This is a genomic window from Chitinophaga sp. 05T412 (assembly GCF_056396465.1).
In genome coordinates this window covers 224,632-246,288 of sequence record NZ_JBFTLN010000008.1, presented here as the reverse complement: position 1 = coordinate 246,288, position 21,657 = coordinate 224,632, and the positions used below count along the sequence as shown (strand labels likewise).

The following is a 21,657-nucleotide window of genomic DNA, read 5'->3' as shown; positions in this document are numbered from 1 at the left end:
GCGCCTGCGGCAGGCATTCTATTGTCTTTAATAAAAATATATCACCTATATGTACTTGAAAATTCTACCCTTCTTTCATACCGCATCTTTGCTTTGCCTGCTATGCGTACCCGGTTATGGTAGCCGGAGTATGGCAGCAGCGCACCTGGCAGAAGAGCGACAGCAGGAATCGCTGGAGAGTGCTCTCCGCAGGATCAGCGACGGTACCGGTTTTAAATTTATTTACGACCCCGCACTGGTTCGTAATAAAACCGTATCCCTGCATACCGGTGTGATTGCGCGGGCTAATATTTATAAATATCTCGAAAGTTTATCGGCCAGTACGGCCCTGTTGTTCAGCGTAAATGGCAACAATATTATTATTTCTCCTAAACCGCCACAGGAGGCCCCTGGCAGCATCAGCGGAAGAGTGGTTGACTTTGAAAGCGGAGATCCGCTGATCGGTGCTACGGTGCGCATTATCAATACCAACATCGCTACAGTAACCGATGAAAAAGGTTATTACAAACTGGAAAAAGTTCCGGCCGGACGCGTGAGCATTCAATTCAGCTATATCGGTTACGAAACCGGTGTACTGAATGGCGTGAAAGTGGACACTAAAAAACTAACGCCGGTCAGCTACAAACTACAGCCCAGGAAAAACCTGGCGGAAGTAGTGATAAAAGGCCTGCCCCGGAAAAAAGTAATCCACACCACCGACGTGCAGATGATCAACGAAATCCGGAGTGCACGCGGCATTGTTTCCGGCGTATCCAATGAACAGATCACCCGCAGCATGGATCGCGACGCCGCAGAAATAGTACGCCGTATATCCGGCGTAAATGTTACCAACGACCGGTTCATTGTCGTACGTGGATTGAACCGCCGGTATAACGTAACCTATCTCGACGACAACATTGCACCCGCTACAGAACTGGACAGCAAAGCCTTTTCCTATGACCTGATTACCAGCAGCATGATAGATCGTATTATGATCTATAAATCGCCATCACCGGATTTACCCGGTGACTTCGCCGGTGGCGTAGTTAAGATTTACACGAAAAGCAGTCAGCTCAGCAGGCAATTTGATCTGCAGATTTCCACGCAATACCGCCCCGGGTCCAGCTTTCAGGATATGCCTTCTTATGCAGGCGGTCCCTATGATGCGCTGGGTTTCGACAATGGTAAACGCGCATTACCCGCCGGTATCCCCGACGGCATCAAACTAAACCTGGGAGACCCGAAAGAAAGTTCAAAATACTGGCAGGCATTTCCCAACAATTTCAGGACGTTTAAGACCCACAATGACCTCGACAAGCGGTTAGTAGGCAACTACTATGATGCGTGGAAAATAGGGCGCAAAAGGGTCAGCAATCTTACCTCCCTGGCCTATACCTTCACTACGCAGGACAACGAGATTCCTTACTACGATGCCAGAGAAGCTAACCGCACAGACGGCATCATCAACAGTGGCGTGCAAAATGCCCGTTTAACACTGATCCAGCAAAACACCATTCCTATTGGCGATAGCACCCGGCTGGAGTTGAAACAGTTTATCAATCAACTGGGCACCAAACAAGTCACCAACAATATCTTTTTCTCCGATAACAACGGCGGAAGTACCAACAAAAATACCCAGCTGATTTTTCAGAGTACCTTTCTTTACAATGGTCAGCTCAGCGCTTACACCCATCTTAAAAACAAAGGAAATACAAAGCTGTTCGTGAATGCCGGCTACGCTACGTTATTGCGGAATGATCCCGATATGCGGGAAGCCTGGTATGAACGTCGGGGAATGGATAGCACTTTCCCGGAGCAGATAAGTGGTAATCCTTTTACACTGGGCACCTCCGCTTCAAAATACGGGAGCCTCCGGCGTGTATACACCCGCGTTAGAGAAAACACGGCGCAGGCTACACTGGAAGCCGAACATAACCTGCTGCCCAATTGGTCTCTTAAAGCCGGCGTTTACTACCAGCGCAAGAACAGAAAAGTAGCTTTGCGCCAGTTTTCACTGGAAACAGGGAGTAATTTCTACGATCCCAATCTGAGCTTTCCGGGTCAACCCGGCTATAAGCTAACAGAAGACATGCTCGACGAATACCTGGCGCCATCGCATTTCCGGGCGGATAACACCGGGTTTGTATGGCAGGAAAAAACCATTCCCAACGATAGCTATTTTGCCGATAACCAGCTGACCGCAGCGTTCCTGGCTACTGGTATCAACATCCCGAAAGCGCATCTCTCTATATTTGGAGGAGTAAGAGTGGAAGATAACCGCCTGCGCATTGTAGGCGCCTTAAGTGCAGGCTATGCCAATTATCCCCTGATTGTGGAATCGCCGGTGACCAGCGTATTACCTTCTGTTAACCTATCGTGGAAACCAAATGAAACCCTGATATTAAGGGCAGGATTTGGCAAAACGGTTAACCGTCCCGAGTTCAGGGAAATAGCGCCGTTTGTATACCAGGATATTCAAAACTATCTGTCCTATACAGGTAACGCCAGCCTGAAAACAGTTAATATCAATAACTACGATATCCGGTTGGAGTGGTACCCCAAAAGCATGGCCAATAACGAGATGTTCAATGTCGGTTTCTTCTATAAAACCATGGATGCGCCTATAGAACAGATATTGAACAGAGAACCTTTTTACGAATCATTCATCAATGAACTCAGTTTTGTTAACTCTGGTCCTACGAAAGTATATGGGTTAGAATCCGAGATCAGAAAAAGCCTGCAGTTTATTCCCGGCAACCTGTTCCGGAACCTGTCGGTTATTTTGAATGGCGCGTGGATTTACAGTCAGGTAGTACAGGAGCCCACCAGTATGTCCGGCAACACGAAGGGACGCAAAAGACCCTTACAGGGACAGGTACCTTTTATCGTGAATGCCGCCCTGAATTATGAAGACCCTTCCATCGGCACAAAGTTGTCGTTGAGCTATAATATTACGGGCTCTATGATTACCTACCTCGGCAACAACAACCAGACGATTGCCGATGTAATGCAGCGGGGCCAACACCTGCTGGACTTCACCTGGAGCCAGCGTATCAACAAGTATCTGCATACCAAACTGGGTGTACAAAATTTACTGGATCAGAAAAGGGAACTATTTCTGGACGACAACCACAACTACAAATATGATGGTGTTGACAAATTTGATGGTACTGGTAAGAAAGATAAGCCTTACCAGTCGTTCTCTTCGAGACCTTACTATTCACTTGGTCTGAATTTTATTTTCTAATGCGCTAACTACCGGATATGAAATTAATAAGATATTACTACCCGTTATTGCTGCTTGTCACCGCACTGAGTTGCAACAAAGCCTTTGAAGACGAAGTACAGATAAGAGAGGGAGACACCGGTGTGATCGGCATCGGTGACGATAGAAGCCGTCAGTCGGGCATGCGGGGTGAGATCATTCCCCTTTATGCTAAAATCGGCAACCGCGCCGTAACGCCTCAGATATACATTGGCAACGCGCTGGCTGAAATTGTATCACACGGACAAAAACAGGTGACCTATCCTGTCAGTTATCTTTCCACGGAAACACGCACGGTGGTGGTAGATACTTTTCAACTGAGAATATCAGAAGACGCGCTCATTGGCAGCACAAATATTTACATAAAACTGGCTGACGTAAAATATCCGCCGTATCCTTTTATTGTGAAGAAACCGGATATCCTGTTTCCCGGCAAGGTCACCGTCAGCCCTCTTATCAACGCGCCATTTGCGGACTGGGGACGGAAAATATCACCTATTGACGGAGCACTGGGCACGGCTACTATTGGTGGTATACTCGACATGGGACTCGACAAGAACGGTACGCTCTACTTCATCGACTATGGGAACCTTTCCTGGCAAGATGAGGAACATCACGCCACTAACGTTGTCACGCAGGGCCTCCGGAAAATTGAAGGCGGGAAAATTACCACGATTGGTGGGAATGGAGAAAATGAATTTGCTACCCAGCTGAAAGACCTGAAACTGAAACAGATCAACTGTATGAAAGTAGGTCCGGATGGCGCTATTTATATGGGCGTACTTTCTCCCAGAAGAGTAAGCATTACCATACCAGACGATGGCAGAATCATTGACATGGATGTAACGATTCCCCGCTTACTGAAGATCAATCCTATTAGTGGTGAAGTAAAACAATTACTCAGCGCTCCTTATGATAAGTTTTGCATGGACCTCTATCCCTTCTTTAGAGCGATTAAAGATGGCCCTGCTAATGAAGCGATGATTGGTAATATTGTCAGCATAGAACTGGATAAAGCTGGTAATATCTATTTCCTGGACCAGGGAACCGGATCAGGCGGCGTTGCGCTCCGCAAGCTATCTATTGCAGACAATACCGTTTCCACATTTTCTGCCCTGCCTAATGATTATGGCGAGCATACTTTTTACAACCTGGACGGCACCCATCCGCAAATTATTAAAACCGGTGGTGATCTCAATAATAACTCGAATGATGGTTTCGGTGCAGAAGTAAACATCGGTTGGCCAAGAGGCATGGCCCTCGCGGGGAATGGCAAATTCTATATTGCCCAGGGCCCTACACCTGAAATGCAGGAATGTGTCCGGGAATTCAATCCACTCACCAAAGAAGTCAGCACTATTGTGGGCCGGCCTGCCAACGCCCCCAACCGGTTCGCCTACACCGGCACCTTCAAGGAAGTAGACATCCGCGCGGTAACCTCCTTTGATGCCGACTTCGACGGCAACCTCCTGTTCAGCTGTGATGAAGGATATGGCGCTACAAGAATGATTTACAAGATGGATGTGAATAAAGAGATGATTTACAAGATAGCCGGCTATCAGTTAACCATTGATAATACCCGGCCATTGCCCGGCGATTCCGCCAACCTTGGAAAAGTAAGCCGCATTGTATTTGATCAGTTCGGGAAACTATTTGTTGGCTATAGCCGCGATAATCCAGCTCCTGTCTTCATTACTACCATTACACTCGACAGAAAATAATCAACAGATGAAACCAGTATATTACCTGATCGTTTTATTTACACTCCTTATTTGCGCCTGTAACAAGGATACGGTAGCACCAGCGCCCATTCCGGTGAGCCATGTGATGATCTATAATGGCAGTGCAGCTTTCATTGATAAAGCCAGCCTGATATTCATTGATACCGCGTGGCTCACCAGCCGCGGATACAACGATATGGGACCTGGCACCGGCGTTTTAAACAATGCCAATTACAGCTGGGTAGCCCCCGGCCCACATCGTATAGGCTTCTCCGATACCAGCGGAAAAGCGGAAGTATCAGAACATTTTGCCTCCCTGAAATCCGACACCTGGTACACCTTTTACCTGGCCGACAGTTTGGGCTTCTACACGGTATTGATGTCGGAAGAAAATATGGCCGACCGCCCGGAAAAGACAGCCCGCATCAGATTTGTGCATTTGTCGCCCGACAGCGGCCCGGTTGATTTCTTTATCAATCAGGCTCCTGTAGCCGGTTTAAAGAACATGTCGTATAAGACCATCACGCCCTTTGTCGAAATTCCGCCAACAGATAATCCTTCTTTTCGTATCAGGGGAACAGGTGCCGAAGAAACAGCGCCGGCAATTGTCCGGAAAGCATTTACCGTTTACGCAGGCAGGTCATATACGTTCATTTTCCGTGGGTATAAAGCCCCTCAGGCAGACAACCCGAATACCACATTCAATCTTTCTGCCATCATTAATTTCTAAACTGTACTTATGCGCTTATCACATCAACTCCTTTTACTGTTTGCTACAGGTATCTTAGCAGGTGGTTGTCGCCGTAACCAACAGGATGCAACCGCTCCGGAGGCTCAAACCCCGGAGATCGCGCAAGTGACTCCCACTTTAGTACAGGCAGGCGATACGCTGACGGTATCCGGAAAATATTTCCGTCAAACCGGATTTGAAACCAGCGTGTTTCTCTCCGGCAGACCCGTAAAACTGGTATCAGTAGAAGAGAATCATTTAACACTGGTGGTACCGGAGAAAACCCAAACCGGCACACTCATTATTCACGTAGGACGCCAAACAGCTATTGGTCCGTCTGTCGGACTCCTCGGCACGCCCACTATCTTAACCGCCGCTCCGCTCTACGTATATGCCGGTGATACTGTGGCATTAACAGGCCGCGACCTCGGCAACGGCGCTAACGACCTGCACATATGGCTGGATGGAAAACCGGCTAAAGTCGTTGATGCAAAAGCTGACACGGCGCACTTCATCGTACCGGCAGGCGTTAGCACCAAAGCAGTGGTGAGCTGGCAAACGCTGAAAGGTCCCATCTATCAAAATGCACCGTTTAAATTATCCGTAAGACGGGATGACATTACCGGTAACAACATCCTGGAATATCTGATGAATGATCCTGGTATGGACCTGGTAGGTACCTTCTTACAAAACGCCATCGATGCAGATACCTACAGCCACCTGAGTGATACCCTGAGAAAATATGTCAAGGGAGATATCGCCTGCACCATGTTTCTGCCCAATAACGCCTCACTGAATAAGGCCGGCGTTTATACGCCTGCCGATGGCGCCAAAGTGGGGGCTGGGTATGAAATTTTCCTCAATGCTGTACATATCGGGTTAATCACAGAAAGCCAGATGCAACCTATATTATTTAAGATCGAGTGTACCAACTATGTGTATAACCCATATGGTGGTGGTAACCCTAACCTGCACGGATATATGAGCTTTATCCGGGAAAATGGGCTGGTATATGCCACCGGCACCATGAACGATTCGCCACAGCAACCTGTTTATCCCAATGGCGAACGTAGGCAGATTTTAAAAATGCACAAAGCCGGCAATTGTATTATTTATGAGACAGATGGATTTACCGCCTGGCCCTATGGCTTATGGTAAACTGGCCGGCTGGCAGGAAAAGGTTGGAGCGATGCTCCAACCTTTTTTGTTATAGTACACCAGCATGAAAGCCATCTCCCAAAACTATTTTCTAAAAACCCGATCGTTTTGCTTCGCTCAATCGTCAAAAAGACAAAGCAAAACAAAATGAACAACTTAAAAGACAAAGTAGCCGTTGTATTTGCGGCATCCGGAGAAGTGGCCGGCACCGCGAAACCGCCGCCTTCCTGATTTCTGAAAATGATAGCCCCTTTAATAGTCATATCGCTGACTTTGATGGTGGGAAAATGAATTTATTATAATATGTTTACAGGGCGCAGGAAACCTGCTGCCCATATTACTGTGCAGTACAAAATGGATCAAATGGACAAAGAAGACATCCTTCAACAAGCCTTGACCGGAGATATCAATGCTTTTCAAACCCTGTTTGCCGAATTCCAACACCCGCTGAAATCATATCTGTATCGTTTACTCACAGATCGCAATGATGTGGAAGACCTGATGCACGATACCTTCATCAGGGCATTCGATAAAATAGCCACCTTTCAACAGGAGTCATCGCTCAAAACCTGGGTATTTAAAATAGCGACCCATCTCGCATATGATCACCTGAAAAAAATCAGGCGATGGACTGTCGACGCGCAAGACCAGGGAGCCACACTGGCAATAGGTTCCGGAGATATCCAACAGGCATTTATGCTGGTACATCAGAACAGCCCTACCGGCACTTATGAGATGAAAGAACACATCGATTTTTGTTTTACCTGCATCTCAAAAACCCTACCCATAGAAAACCAGGTGGCGCTGATCTTAAAAGACATCTATGATTTTCCGGTCAAAGAAATGTGCCTGATCCTGGATAAAACGGAAGGGGTGGTGAAACATCTACTGAATGACGCCCGCAATACCCTGACCGGCATCTTTGAAAACAGGTGTGCGCTGGTCAACAAAAATGGTGTTTGCGACCAGTGCAGCCAGCTGAATGGCATATTCAATCCCAAACAAAATCAGCAGGAAGAACGCATGAAACTGGAGTTGGTGAAAGCCTCTAAAAAATTCAACCGGTCGGAACTCTTTCACCTGAGAACCTTACTGGTAAAAGCCATTGATCCCTTACACAGCTCCGGTACCGACCTGCAGGATATTATTATGCGATGTACCCGAACAGCTATTGGTGATGTCAGCGACTTCTTTGATACACCCGTTGCTAAAATACCCTAAATCGTCATTTCGTCTTACAAAATAAAACCCGCACACATGAAAAAAGTATGCTTTCTGATTCTCTTTTTTTCTATCTGGTTTGGCATCCGGACGCAGGCGCAGGAACTTAAATCCGCCTTTTTATTTGACCTGGGACTCAGCCTGAACCCACCACAGGTGATAGGTCCCGTACTGAAAGGCACCCGATTGATATTCCCCTTCAAATCCGGTACCATAAAGGGCGACAACATCACTGGTAAAATAATTGACTGTGGGGGAGAATGGGGACTCAGCGTAGATTCCAATACTTTTAAAATGGATGTTCGCGCCACTATTCAAACGGATGACGGCGCCCTGATCTACATTAGTTATACCGGCTATAGCTACGCCAGCGGGAAAAATGCAGCTTTAATGCGGGAAGGAAAAGGCTATGAACTTTCGCCGAACGACTACTACTTCAGATCAGTACCTGTGTTTGAAACCAGCGCACCTAAATATGCGTGGCTGAATCATACCGTAGCCGTTGGCGTAGGCAGTTTTACCGGACCAGGCCAATTGAATTACCGCATCTATGCGATAAAATAACAGGCATTATAGAAAAGAGGTACTTTAAAAAATACTTTTGAGATACCTCTTTTCTATTTCTTGATTATAATAAATTGCGTATATACTATACCGTTATAGCCCCTGGAACTTAAACGGCTTGCTATCCACAAATGCCTTTGTGGCATTGCCGGCATAGGTTTCCCCGTTAATCAGCACCAGCTTCCGCACCGGTGCATTCGCCGAAAAATTCACGTCTTTAAAATTTACCCAGAACGTATTAGGTGTAATCGTAGATTCAAAATAGTATACCAGGTTCTTTTGATCCGCTACGGTTCTCCACCGGGTGGAAGAGATATTGGGTTGATCCGGCGTTGAAATGCCCAATGGAACAGAACAATTCCTGATCACACTAAAAACGCTGGCCGCTGCCAGTCGCATATCTGCTGTTTTAGGAATGGCATCAATATAAAAGGCTGCTCTTACAAAACGGTCGGCGGCCCGGTTGGTGCCGGGCAACATTACCGTCCCCCCAATTTCCCGCCAGTATTCTTCCAATGCCAGCTGCTTTTCGAAAATGGGTGAATTGGTCATCACGGTATATTTTTTATCTTCATGGATCATCAGTTTTCCATCTATATATTCAAAAACAGCATTATCGCCGGTGGCATCAGAAATAGATAAATGCAGGGTAGCTGTTCTTTCCATACCCGGTACATTGTCTGTTACGATAGTAAAAGGTTCGCTTCTCATCGCGGTAACTACTTCACTTACTGTTGCATAATTATCCAATACATATTGTACCCAGGCGGCGATAGTGAGCCCTGGTTTACGGTGATCCCATTCGGGGTATTTAGATTCTGCCAGCCAGAGTAAATTGGCTACCAGACCTTTTTCATTCATCCCATCCGTGCTGGACACCTCATAAGCAGATGCGATGACGCTGCCATATTTGGAAGTCCATTTCACGGTATTGGTACCGGTTTCCCCGTTACGGGCCATTCCTCGCGGAAAAATCCAGAGGTTGGTTTTAATGTCTTCTTTCCAGTCCATCGACCGGGCTGTTAAAATCAGGCCATCCAGCCCTTTATATACCGCTCTTGTACATGCCGCCACCCGCTCCTGCCGGGACATTCCCAACAATATCCCCAATGCTGCAAATGTTAAAAAGAAGTGTTTCATGTGAACATCATTTTTCATCTCTAAACAAGTAGTCTGCAGAAAAGTTTTGATGAATAAGCAATTAATCTAATGCGATGTACTTATTTTTTTTCTTCCTCACTAGTTCATTTCCTCTTCCMGCGTGTTTTAGCTGCTATAGATTATTTCATAGCCAAAATTATGATGCTGCTTAGAAAATTAAATTGTCTGCAGACGGGAGTCCTGCTGTTATTCACCGCAACCACGTTATACAGTTGCAGCAACGCCCGGAACGGCGCGCCTGGTGGCATTGAGATGCCTGAAAGAACGATGTTGCCGGACAACCACGTTCCCAATATCGGAGAAGGCACGGAAGAAGGTTCCCTGGAATTAATACCACCTGCTTTACCATTTGCCACCCAATACGGCTCACTTCCTGTATCGGGCAGCCGGCAGCCTTTCGTTTTTATATCGTTGCCGGATTCCGCCAGTGACGCAAAAGTAGCCGCCCTGATAAATCGCTACCATTTCCTCGCCAACTCGCTGGTGGATCAATGGGCCGGCCAAAAAACCGGTATCCTGCTCGATTTACGCAGCACCGGCGAACATGTTCGAAATGCCAGCTTCCTCACCCGCAACACCCACGCTACATTCCCGGTAGTACTACTATGGGATGAAGCTGCGGCTACACGGGTAACCGGCTACTTCCGGATTATGGAAACAGTACCAGGCATGCAACCTGCTACATCATCCCTGGTAAACGATAGCACACTATCATTATTACCGTTCGTGAGCACTCCCGTCAGACAACAACTCACCGCAGCCCCTGTGGGCAGCTGCTTCCGGTAAAATGCTTATCCTGACTTCGTTTCCCCGAATATTTATTACCAACATCAATTTTTATTCCCTGATGAATCGCTATGCTTATATTCCACTGGTAGTGGTACTGTCGTCCTGCGCTGTACTACATGGTGGAAACAAAAAGAATAAAAAAAAGACGGTAGCTGCCACGCCTGCATTTACGCCCGGAAAAAACGGCATCCGGCCATATATTGACGTGATTACAAAAGACGTGGTATCGCAGCCGGGGCTATTCACCGTACACAGCACCCGGGAGCGGGATACGGTGTACTTTGAAATCGGACAATCCCTCCTGGGCAAAGATATACTAACCATCAATCGCATTCGTAAAGTAGGCGCCGGTATGAAAGTATATGCCGGAGAAGAGTTGGCCAATACCACCATCTACTTCGAAAAAGGTCCAAATGAGACCCTCCTGCTGAAATACTACTATCAGCCTTCCCGGTCAGACTCCGGCAACATCATAGCCCGCGCTGTTAAAAGCGCCAACACAAACGCTGTAATAGCTAAGCTCCCCATCCGCGCATATGGAAAGGATAGCACCAGTTATGTGGTAGATATGACCGCTGTACTAAAAGATCCCAACAGCTTTGTGAATAAAGCAGAGAATACGGAAATAGAGAAGTTCCTGGTGGTAAGCAGCATGAAAGAGCACGAAGTAACCGCCATCCGCACCTATCCCTCTAACGTGGAAATTGCCATCAGCAAAAATGGTACCGCCACCAAAACACTGTACAGCAAAGAACCGATGCCTGTATCCCTGGAAACCAACACCTCCTTCATAGCACTGCCGGATACGCCTATGCAAATACGGTTTGGTGATGAACGCGTAGGATTTTTTTCAGATAGCTATATAGCGTTCAATGATCAGCAACAGGAAGTAAAAAAAAGGGAAATAATTACCCGCTGGCGACTGGAGCCCAAACCCGAAGACAGAGAACGCTACTATAACGGCGAGCTGGTTGAACCCACCAAACCTATTCTCATTTACATTGACCCTGCTACACCCAAACAATGGCGTAAATACCTGATCATGGGCATCAACGACTGGCAGGTAGCCTTTGAACAGGCAGGATTCAAAAATGCCATCTCCGCCAAAGAATGGCCGGAAAATGATAGCGCCATGAATATGGAAGATGTGCGTTATTCCGTACTTAGATATCTGCCGTCAGATATCTCCAATGCTTACGGACCTAATGTACACGATCCGCGCAGCGGTGAAATCATACAAACCAATATCTGTTGGTATCACAACATTGTAGACCTGCTGCACGACTGGTACATGATCCAGGCCGGTCCTAATGTGCCCCGCGCACAGCAGGCGGTATTTGATGAGGCATTGATGGGGCAACTGATCCGCTTTGTATCCAGCCATGAAGTAGGCCATACGCTTGGATTACGCCATAACTTTGGCAGCAGCAGTCAAACACCCGTGGATAGTCTGCGTAGCATTACCTACCTGCGCGAACATGGCCACACCGCCAGTATCATGGACTATGCACGTTTCAACTATGTAGCGCAACCGGAGGATCATATTCCGGAAGAACTGCTGTTCCCACGTATCAATGAATATGATAAATGGGCGATTGAATGGGGATACAAACGCACCAAAGCCACCACTCCCGAAGCTGACAACAAAATAATGAGCGACCTGATTACACAACGCCTTGCCGCCAACAACCGTTTGTGGTTTGGAGATGGTGAAAGTCGCCAGGGTGATCCCCGCTGTCAGACCGAAGACCTCGGAGATGACAATGCCAAAGCCAACGAACTGGGTATGAAAAACCTGGAACGGGTTGCTGCCAACCTCGAAAAATGGTCGGAGGAAGAAGGACATACCCGCAAAAACATGAATCGTTTGTATGAAGGTATCATCAGTCAGTATATGAACTATATGCGCCAAACCGTCAGCGTGGTAGGTGGTGTTAATTATACGGTGGGACTGGATGCCGGCAATAAACCTTCTTACGAACCCGTGGCAAAAGAAAAACAACTTGCCGCCATTACTTTTGTGTGCAATCATTTATTCACAACACCCACATGGTTAGTGGATTCCGCATTACTGAATAAATTCCAGTTGCCCTATACCCGGAATTATATTGAAGACATGCAGATCAGAGCTGTCAGCATGGCGTTTAGTCCCGCGAAGATCATTCCATTACTTGACCTCACCCGACGCTTTGGACCGGAAAAAACCGTCACCGTAGAAGAATTGATACCGCTGCTACGCCGGGCTATATGGCCGGACATGGACAAGGGTACTATCACTATAGATGCCTATCACCGCAATATGCAGAAAGCCTATATCGGTGCCTTGTTCACACTAACCACATCGAAGGAAAGTGAAATCAGTATGTCGGAAGTTGCCAGTATTGCCAGCACGGAAATAAAAATTGTCAACAACATGATCGCGAAAGCATTACCTCTGGCGGCTGACCCTATTACCAAATTGCACCTCGGGGATCTGAAGGATCGTATTACACGCTTATCCACGCTGGTTTTGTAAAAATATCACGGATCACTAGTTCAATCATTTACAGTAAGTGTTATAAGACAGATACGCATTATTTCACGCACATCCAACGTACAATTCCCAGATTATTACTTACCAAAAATCATTTCGTTCTCATACAATGAAACGCTACTATTACGTTTATATTCCGCTTGTCTCCGTTATGGCTTCCTGTGCCGTATTCAAGGGTGGCAACAAAAAGACAAAGAAAGCTGCTGCAGCAGCAACACCTACAGCAGCGGCCAAGCCCGTTCCTGCACCAGGAAAGAACGGCATCAAGCCCTATAACAGTGTCATCACTGCCAACATGATCACACAGAAAGGGCTCTTTACAGTACATAGTACTAAAGAGATGGACAGCATCTTCTTTGAAATCAGCKATCAACTGCTGGGCAGAGATATTCTCGTTGTAAACCGCATTAAAAAAGCGCCAGGTGGAACCAGCGCTTATCCCGGTGAAGAACTGGATAACAACACCGTTATTTTTGAGAAAGGACCCAATGAAAGTATCCGCGTACGTTTAAACCTGGTGATCAGCGATGCCGATTCTTCCAATGCTATTTACCGGGCAGTAACGGCCTCCAATCTCAATCCGGTGATCGCCACCTTCCCTATCAAAGCCTATGGGAAAGATTCTGCCAGTTATGTGATTGACATGAGCAAATTTCTCCGGGATGTAAATTCATTCGTTAATTCCGGTGATGGACATGAGGCACTGAAAGCATCGCTGGATGTAAAAACCATGAAAGACCTGGAAGTATCTTCAGTGCTCGCTTTACCGGAAAATGTGGAAATTGCGATTACCAAGAATGGTACTACCAAACCAATATCTACCGGCTTTTTCTCCGCTCCTATTCCTCCACGACCAGCTACACTGGAAACCAATACTTCTTTCATTGCATTGCCTGAAAAGCCCATGCAGCGGAGATTTGTGGACGACCGCGTAGGCTATTTTGCCGACTACTATACGCAATATGGGGATGCACAACAAAAAGTAGAAAAGCGGGAATTTATTAACCGCTGGAGACTGGAACCTAAACCAGCAGACCTGCAACGCTATCTGAATGGCGAAATAGTAGCACCCGCTAAACCTATTGTATTGTACATTGATCCGGCTACGCCGAAACAATGGCGCAAATACCTGATCATGGGCGTCAACGACTGGCAGGCCGCTTTTGAACAAGCCGGATTTAAAAACGCCATCATCGCAAAAGAATGGCCGGAAAATGATACTTCCATGCATATGGAAGATGTACGTTATTCGTTTATCAATTATTTCGCTTCAGAAATATCCAATGCTTACGGACCTAATACCCATGATCCACGGAGCGGTGAAATCATTCAAACACATATTGGCTGGTATCACAATGTGATGCAACTGGTACACGACTGGTACATGGTGCAGGCAGGGCCGAATGATCCGAAAGCCCGCACCGCTACCTTTGATGAGGAAACCATGGGACAACTGATCCGCTTTGTATCCAGCCATGAAGTAGGCCATACACTGGGCTTACGTCATAACTTCGGCAGCAGCAGCCAAACACCGGTAGACAGTTTACGCAATATCAACTACCTGCGCAAACACGGTCATACCGCCAGCATCATGGATTATGCCCGCTTTAACTACGTAGCACAACCGGAAGACCGCATCCCACAGGAGCTGTTATTCCCACGCATTGGTGAATATGATAAATGGGCGATTGAATTTGGATACAAGCTCAATAATGCACCCAATGCGGAAGAAGACCAGAAAATCATGCGTAAACTGGTGACACAACGCCTGGCTGCCAACAACCGCCTCTGGTTTGGTGATGGAGAAAGCCGCAAAATTGATCCCCGCTGCCAGACCGAAGACCTGGGCGACGATGCGGCCAAAGCAAGCGTCTACGGTATCAAAAACCTGAAACGTGTAATGGCCAACCTGAAAACATGGACCTATGTGGAAGATGGTCACCGCGAAGCGTTAAAAAGCATGTATGAAAATGTAAACCAGCAATATCACCGCTACCTGGTACATGTAGCTAAAAATATTGCGGCGGTACAATACACCGTACGTGGCGATCACGATGACCAACCAGCCTATGTTGCCGTACCTAAAGCCAAACAGGTAGCAGCGCTGCAGTTCTTCAATGAAGAACTTTTTAATACACCCATGTGGCTGATAGATCCCGCTATTCGCGACCTGGTGGCCAATCCTGCTGAAATATCACCGGTGGATGTCATGCAAACCAATACGGTGAACAGCCTGCTGGATGTAAAAAGACTCAACTATGTGATGATGCTGGAACGCCGCTTTGGTGCAGAAAAAACATTGGGGATCACGGAATATATGTCCTTACTACATAAAGGGATCTGGTCTGATCTGAACAACGGTACCGTGAAAATAGATGCCTTCCATCGCCACATGCAGCAAACCTACCTGGGTGCGTTGTACAAAATTACCCGCGATGCAAAGCCGGAAATAAGTGAATCAGAAGCATCTTCCATTGCGGCAGCTGACATTAAATACGTAGCCGCTGCTATTCGGAAAGCGATTCCACGCGCCGCAGATGCCGCTACCATAGCGCACCTGACGGCTATGGAGGAGAAAATCCAATTACTGGCGAAAAAAATGTAACGAGTTTTCATAAGCAATAACTATCCAGAGAAAATTACCTATGAATGTAAAACCCGGCGGGTATATGCCCACCGGGTTTCCTTATGAGTGTTCATATGACAAATATTTTTCTTTGAAAAATGACTAGTTCAATGCTTTCATCAGCGTGTTTTAATCAGTAATTTGCACGGCAGTGAACAACTACCATGCTAACGGATATAAAAGGGGACAGTTAGAATTGCCAACATCCATATCAGCCATACTGCAACGGATGCGTCAATGACTGTAGCTCAGGTAAAACTCCTGACACTAACAACCAATAATCTAAACAAGGTTTAGTTACATGCGAAAAATGAATGTTTTACCTCTCTTTGTAAAGAGAGCGGCTATGCAGCGACTATTGCATATGCCTTGCTTATTCCTTGCCACCATGATACCGGGCACCTTGCTGGCACAAAAGGTTACTTTATCGGTGAACAATGCACCGCTGGAGAAAATATGTAAAGAAGTAGAAAAACAAACCGGCTATTACTTCGTCTATTCCAAAAATCTGCGCGACACCGATCAGAAAGTCAGCGTGGCGTTGAAAAACGTAGAAGTAACGACTGCTTTACAACAGATATTTGAAAACACCCCCTTTCGTTATGAAGTAACGAATAAGGTGATTTCTGTGAATACCAGGCCCAAAGTGGCGCGCCTGGACAAAGCCACTGCTGCGGTGGCAGATAGCTTTACTATTACCGTGAAAGGCAAATTATATACCGGGATAAATAACGTACCGCTGGAAAATGCGTCTGTTTCTTCTTCCTTTACCAAAAGAACTACACTCACTAATGAAAAAGGTGAATTTATACTCAAAGGTGTGATGCTGGGAGAAGAAATCATGGTGAGTTATGTAGGATATGAAAAATATCGAAAAGTCATTGTGGAGCCGGAAATGGCTATCTTCCTGACTCCTTCCAACAACCTGCTGGACCAGGTGGTAGTAAAAGCCTATGGAACTACGAGCAAACGTTTCAATACCAGTAATATTGTAACTGTAAGTGGTAAAGAGCTGGCAGATCTACCGATACAAAACCCTTTACTGGCGTTGGAGGGCAGGGTACCTGGATTGCAGATTACCAGGGCCAATGCATCTCCAACATCTCCCATAAAAATAGAAGTACGAGGCAGGAATTCCATCAACAAATTTGTTTCTTCAGAACCATTATATATCATAGATGGGGTACCGCAAACAGTGATGGATCTTAACACAGGGGGGCCAAACGATGGCGATAATCCTAATGCCAGCATTATCTCATTTGGACTGGATCAGGCAATAGGCGCAGGACAAAGCCCCATATTTGGTCTGAGCCCTGCCGATATTGAATCTATAGAAGTATTGAAAGATGCCGGCGCCACCGCTATTTATGGCAGTCGTGGTGCGAATGGCGTGATCCTGATCACTACTAAAAAAGTAAAACCAGGTAACACTAAATTTTCCATGGCATTGAACCAGGGGGTAAAAAGCGTGATCCGTTACCAACCCATGCTGGATACCAAACAATTTATAGCCATGCGCAGAGAATCTTATGCCAATGCTGGCTTAACCCCTTCCAAAGTGCCGGGTACCCCGGGATATGCACCCGAAATCATGATCGCCGATACAACCCGGTATACCAACTGGCAAAAATACATGTACGGAGGTACCGGCCTTTATACCAGTGTAAATCCGCAACTTACCGGTGGCACCGCCAACAGTGCTTACCTGGTATCTGCCAACTATACCAAACAAACAGATATTACGCCTTCCAATGCCAATACAAATTCTGCCAGTGTGTTATTCAAACTGGATAACCACAGCAACAATAACAAACTAAAAACCAGTATCAGCGCTTTCTATCTCAGCTCCAACAATACTTCGCTGGGCCATGTAGCGCAGTCTGCTATCATGGCGCCAAATGCACCTGATGCGTTTGACAATCTGGGCAACCTGAATTATGCTGCGTATAAAAAAGCAGGAATGGCCTTCCCTTTTGCCGGGTTAAAAGAAACCACAACATCCAAAACTTCCCGCCTCAATGCCGGGTTTAACGTGGGCTATACATTGGCACAAGGGCTGGACATCTCCACACAAATCGGCTACAATATGTCTCATAATACCGGCGACAATATAACCCCGGTAGCAGCTGCTTCACCACAATCCGTAAGTGGTGTGCTTGCCCGCGGTAATCATACTAATGGCAGCACCCAGGTAAATAATCTGAGCGTGGAACCACAGTTGAACTGGAGTAAATCGCTGGGCAACGGCATATTAAATGTATTAGTGGGAGGAACTTACCAGGCTAACACCACTCAAACTAACTACATTCTGGGTCTTGGCTATTTATCCGACGATATGATTAACACCCTTGCCGCGGCTCCCACTGTTACTGTAAAAAATCAAAGTGGCCAATATAAATATATAGGCGCCTTCACTGGCATCAATTATAACTTAGCAGATAAATACCTGCTGAACCTAAGTGGTAGAAGGGATGGCAGCAGCCGTTTTGGTGCGGGTAAACAGTTTGGTAATTTCTGGTCGGCGGGCGCAGGATGGATTATCAGTGAAGAACCCTGGGCCAAAAAAATATTACCTAAAATACTCAGCTTCCTGAAAGTGCGCGCCAGCTATGGCCTGACCGGCAGCGATGGTGTTGGAGATTATCAATACCTCTCTCAATGGGAATACCTGATAAGTACCAATGTGGCCACTAATGTTATTTCCGAATACAACAATATCACTCCCTTAATGGAAACGCTGGCTGCTAACCAAAATTTTCACTGGCAATCCAATAAACAACTGGAACTCGGCCTGGAGTTCAGCTTCCGGGATAAATGGAATTTTTCCACCGACTGGTATCGCAACCGCTGCAATAACCAGTTAATCGGCTATCCATTACCTAATTTCACCGGTTTTAACACTATCACCGCTAACTCAATCGCCAATGTACAAAACTCCGGTGTGGATTTTATGGCCAACACCTCGGTTATCCGAAATAAAAACATCTCCCTTAACCTAAACCTGAACTTCAATATCCAACGAAATAAATTACTGTCCTACCCCAACCTGGAATTGTCGCCTTATGCCACTACCTATAAAATAGGTGAATCATTGAACAACATCGCATTATATCATTACCTGGGCGTAGATGCAAAAACCGGCCTGGGCTACTATACAGATGCAAATAACGACGGACAAATCAATAGCAATAATAGTATTCCCCCTGGCACCGGTAACGATGACAGAATCCGCTTCCTGGATCTGAACCCTGTATTCAGTGCAGGCTTCTCCGGCTTACTCCGTTACAAAAACTGGAGCATCAGCCCAACCTTTAATTTCAAACGCGGATATAAAACCATTGGATATAACCAATCAGGTATGATTAAAGATGTCAATGTATCCATCTGGCAATATAACAACCGCTGGACACCGGAAAACAACCAGGCCTTACTTCCACCATTAAATGCAGCAGATGCAACAGCAGCAACCCGGTTTTTGTCTTCTGACAAAAACTACACTATGACCAATATACTACGGCTATCCAGTATGCAATTATCCTGGTCAATGCCAACTTCCCGGGTGATGAAAGCACATATGCAGGGACTGTCATTTCACCTGAGCGCTGATAACTTATGGCTGCTGACCAACTATAAATCTGCTATAGATCCGGATCTGCTAGGGGGTGCTCCATCAATCCGTACCGTTACTTTAGGTTGTAATGTTTCTTTTTAATTACCAATCACCGTACTCATGATATATCGCAATAAAAAAAGGGCAGCTATATTATCACTTGGCTTGCTGCTCTCCACCAGTGCCTGTAAGAAACTGATAGAAATTGATCCACCCATCAATTCCATTAATACATCAACTGTTTTCAACGATCCAGACAAAGCCACGGCTGCATTGTCCGGTATCTACTATACCTTGATGACCAACAGCAAACAACCTTCTTTCAGTAGTGGCACTATGACTGTCTACGGCGGAATGATGGCTGATGAACTGGTCCCTTTTGCAGGCGCCTCTAATCCTATCGACTATCAATTCTATAGCAATAAACTCAAGCTGGACAACCTAATGGTAATGGCCCCTTTTTGGGGTACCGCTTACAAAGCGGTGTATACTGCCAATGCTGTGTTGGCAGGTGTGGCAGCTGCTACGTCGCCTACCATGACAGATAGCATAAAGCGCCAGTTAAATGGAGAATGCCACTTCGCCAGAGCTTATTGCTTCTTCTATTTATCGAATCTTTTCGGCGAAATTCCGCTGCCACTAACAGCCGATCCACTGACGGAATCTCTCCAAAAGCGCCATCCAATAGAACAGGTAAACCAGCAAATCCTTGCAGACCTGACAGCTGCCATCCAGCTGTTACCCGATAACTTTGCCATCACACAAGGCAGCAAAGTACGTCCTAACAAATATGCTGCTATTGCATTACTGGCCAGACATTACCTGTATAACAAACAATGGAAAGAAGCGGAAGAACAAGCCTCTATACTGATTAATAGCGGACAATTTAGTATGCCTGCTATCGATCAGGCCTTTAGTGCCACCAGTCGTGAAACCATCTGGTGCCTGAAGTTCTCCTCCGTCAGTGCAGGGGTGGATATAATGCCTGAAACAATGTATTTAATGCCGCAGTTTAGCCTTTCTATGATTCCTCCAGCCGACCGGGAGTTCTTTCTCGATCCGGTAAACTTTGAAAGTTTCGTTATCGCACTCCTCCCCAACTATTTTATGACTGATCAACTGGTCAATGCCTTCGAATCCGGTGACCTCCGGAAAGACAAATGGACCGACAGTCTGACGGCCCCCAATGCTGCACCCTGGAATGGTACCCAGTACCGCTTTGTACGCAAGTATGAGCGAATCACGGCAACTGCGGAATTCCCTCATCCCTACTATACTGTGCTGCGGATGGCAGAACAATACCTGATCCGCGCAGAAGCCCGCGCCCAACAACAGGACCTCTCCGGCGCAGCCGCAGATATTAATATCCTTCGCTCCAGAGCAGCGCTGCCCAACACCAAAGCCGCCACAAAAGAAGCTTTGCTGGATGCCATTGCACATGAACGGCAGATAGAATTATTCGGTGAATGGGGACATCGCTGGTTTGACCTGAAACGTACCGGCAAAGCTGCACAGGTACTGGGCGCGTTATCACAAAAGCAACCCTGGTCAGATCATCAGTTGCTACTGTTTATCCCTCCGGATGAAATAAAAAATGATCCGGCATTAACACAAAACCCTGGTTACTTCTGGTAGTGATCCATGTTATAAAAATCCTTCTCCTTCTTTGAACGGGAAGGATTTTTTTTTATCGGCCTTCCCGGAAAAGAGCCACGTGGGATCGCTTTCGGTACTTTCCGGGGCATCCAGGTGGCCAGGTTATACTGGAACGATATCACCGTCATACCAGTCAACCCTCTTGGGTTACTGCCGTTTACATTCATCATATGCGAAACATGTAAGCCAAAAGAAGCACGTCCCGGTGCAAACCGAAACCCCGCTTCCATCATAGGCCCACCTATGGTACTATTCACCTGGAAATGCCCGCGGTCCCGCTCAAAATAGCTTTGCCGGTGAGTATGCCAGCCATAGCCCATCCCCACATATCCTCCCAACCTTTTTGTTGCAATACGAGTGGCCCCATTCCCGAAATTATAAGCTAATAATACCGGTAAATCGTAGGCATTATTTCCACCTATCTGAATCCCGGTATCTTTGGAGTTATAACCATGTTCTCCAAAACTCCCGCCCGCCGCCAAATGACTACCTATCGAAAAAGTAGCATCATTGGATAAACACAGAAAGTTAATCCGGGGCGCGTAGGAAAGGCCGCCCTTTCCATAATTTTCATTTCCCACAAAAGCGGATATACCCGCCGAATGCGCGAAAAATGTTTTACTTTTTTGGGAAAATCCCTGCAG

General features: G+C 46.5%; 14 protein-coding genes. 12 read left to right on the top strand and 2 right to left on the bottom strand.

Annotation, left to right across the window (positions count from 1 at the left end):
• The first annotated feature begins 49 nt into the window (after positions 1 to 49).
• The 7 genes from AC1DFM_RS19085 (at position 50) to AC1DFM_RS19055 (ending at position 8,638) form a co-directional block, all read left to right on the top strand.
• Positions 50 to 3,226, top strand: coding sequence for a TonB-dependent receptor (locus AC1DFM_RS19085; RefSeq protein WP_477078342.1), 3,177 nt, complete (start codon positions 50 to 52; stop codon positions 3,224 to 3,226).
• Positions 3,227 to 3,243: 17 nt separating this feature from the next.
• Complete coding sequence (locus AC1DFM_RS19080) at positions 3,244 to 4,965, top strand: NHL repeat-containing protein (RefSeq protein WP_477078341.1); 1,722 nt, start codon at positions 3,244 to 3,246, stop codon at positions 4,963 to 4,965.
• Positions 4,966 to 4,972: 7 nt separating this feature from the next.
• Positions 4,973 to 5,695 (top strand): DUF4397 domain-containing protein, encoded by a 723-nt coding sequence (locus AC1DFM_RS19075; protein ID WP_477078340.1) that lies wholly within the window; start codon positions 4,973 to 4,975, stop codon positions 5,693 to 5,695.
• Positions 5,696 to 5,704: 9 nt separating this feature from the next.
• Positions 5,705 to 6,853, top strand: coding sequence for an IPT/TIG domain-containing protein (locus tag AC1DFM_RS19070; RefSeq protein ID WP_477078339.1), 1,149 nt, complete (start codon positions 5,705 to 5,707; stop codon positions 6,851 to 6,853).
• 108 nt (positions 6,854 to 6,961) lie between these two features.
• Positions 6,962 to 7,084, top strand: a complete 123-nt coding sequence (locus AC1DFM_RS19065) for a hypothetical protein (RefSeq protein ID WP_477078338.1) — start codon at positions 6,962 to 6,964, stop codon at positions 7,082 to 7,084.
• Positions 7,085 to 7,216: 132 nt separating this feature from the next.
• The gene (locus AC1DFM_RS19060) at positions 7,217 to 8,074 is read left to right on the top strand and encodes an RNA polymerase sigma factor (protein WP_477078337.1); all 858 of its coding nucleotides are present in this window, start codon (positions 7,217 to 7,219) and stop codon (positions 8,072 to 8,074) included.
• A gap of 36 nt (positions 8,075 to 8,110) precedes the next feature.
• Positions 8,111 to 8,638, top strand: a complete 528-nt coding sequence (locus tag AC1DFM_RS19055; RefSeq protein ID WP_477078336.1) for a DUF3237 domain-containing protein — start codon at positions 8,111 to 8,113, stop codon at positions 8,636 to 8,638.
• Between the two features lie 93 nt (positions 8,639 to 8,731).
• Here AC1DFM_RS19055 and AC1DFM_RS19050 read toward each other — a convergent pair whose 3' ends face one another.
• The gene (locus AC1DFM_RS19050) at positions 8,732 to 9,778 is read right to left on the bottom strand and encodes a linear amide C-N hydrolase (protein WP_477078335.1); all 1,047 of its coding nucleotides are present in this window, start codon (positions 9,776 to 9,778) and stop codon (positions 8,732 to 8,734) included.
• A gap of 159 nt (positions 9,779 to 9,937) precedes the next feature.
• Between AC1DFM_RS19050 and AC1DFM_RS19045 the strand changes: the two genes are divergently transcribed.
• From AC1DFM_RS19045 to AC1DFM_RS19025, 5 genes are all read left to right on the top strand, one after another.
• Complete coding sequence (locus AC1DFM_RS19045; RefSeq protein ID WP_477078334.1) at positions 9,938 to 10,585, top strand: hypothetical protein; 648 nt, start codon at positions 9,938 to 9,940, stop codon at positions 10,583 to 10,585.
• Positions 10,586 to 10,646: 61 nt separating this feature from the next.
• Entirely contained in the window at positions 10,647 to 13,103 is a 2,457-nt protein-coding gene (locus AC1DFM_RS19040; protein WP_477078333.1) for a zinc-dependent metalloprotease, read from the top strand.
• Between the two features lie 127 nt (positions 13,104 to 13,230).
• Positions 13,231 to 15,726, top strand: coding sequence for a zinc-dependent metalloprotease (locus tag AC1DFM_RS19035; protein WP_477078332.1), 2,496 nt, complete (start codon positions 13,231 to 13,233; stop codon positions 15,724 to 15,726).
• Between the two features lie 331 nt (positions 15,727 to 16,057).
• Positions 16,058 to 19,459: a SusC/RagA family TonB-linked outer membrane protein gene (locus AC1DFM_RS19030; protein WP_477078331.1), complete on the top strand. Its 3,402-nt coding sequence runs from the start codon at positions 16,058 to 16,060 to the stop codon at positions 19,457 to 19,459.
• An 18-nt stretch (positions 19,460 to 19,477) separates the two neighbouring features.
• Complete coding sequence (locus AC1DFM_RS19025; protein WP_477078330.1) at positions 19,478 to 20,992, top strand: RagB/SusD family nutrient uptake outer membrane protein; 1,515 nt, start codon at positions 19,478 to 19,480, stop codon at positions 20,990 to 20,992.
• Here the strand turns inward: AC1DFM_RS19025 and AC1DFM_RS19020 are convergent.
• Positions 20,980 to 21,594, bottom strand: a complete 615-nt coding sequence (locus AC1DFM_RS19020) for a hypothetical protein (RefSeq protein ID WP_477078329.1) — start codon at positions 21,592 to 21,594, stop codon at positions 20,980 to 20,982. The genes AC1DFM_RS19025 and AC1DFM_RS19020 overlap by 13 nt on opposite strands.
• Between the last annotated feature and the right edge of the window lie 63 nt (positions 21,595 to 21,657).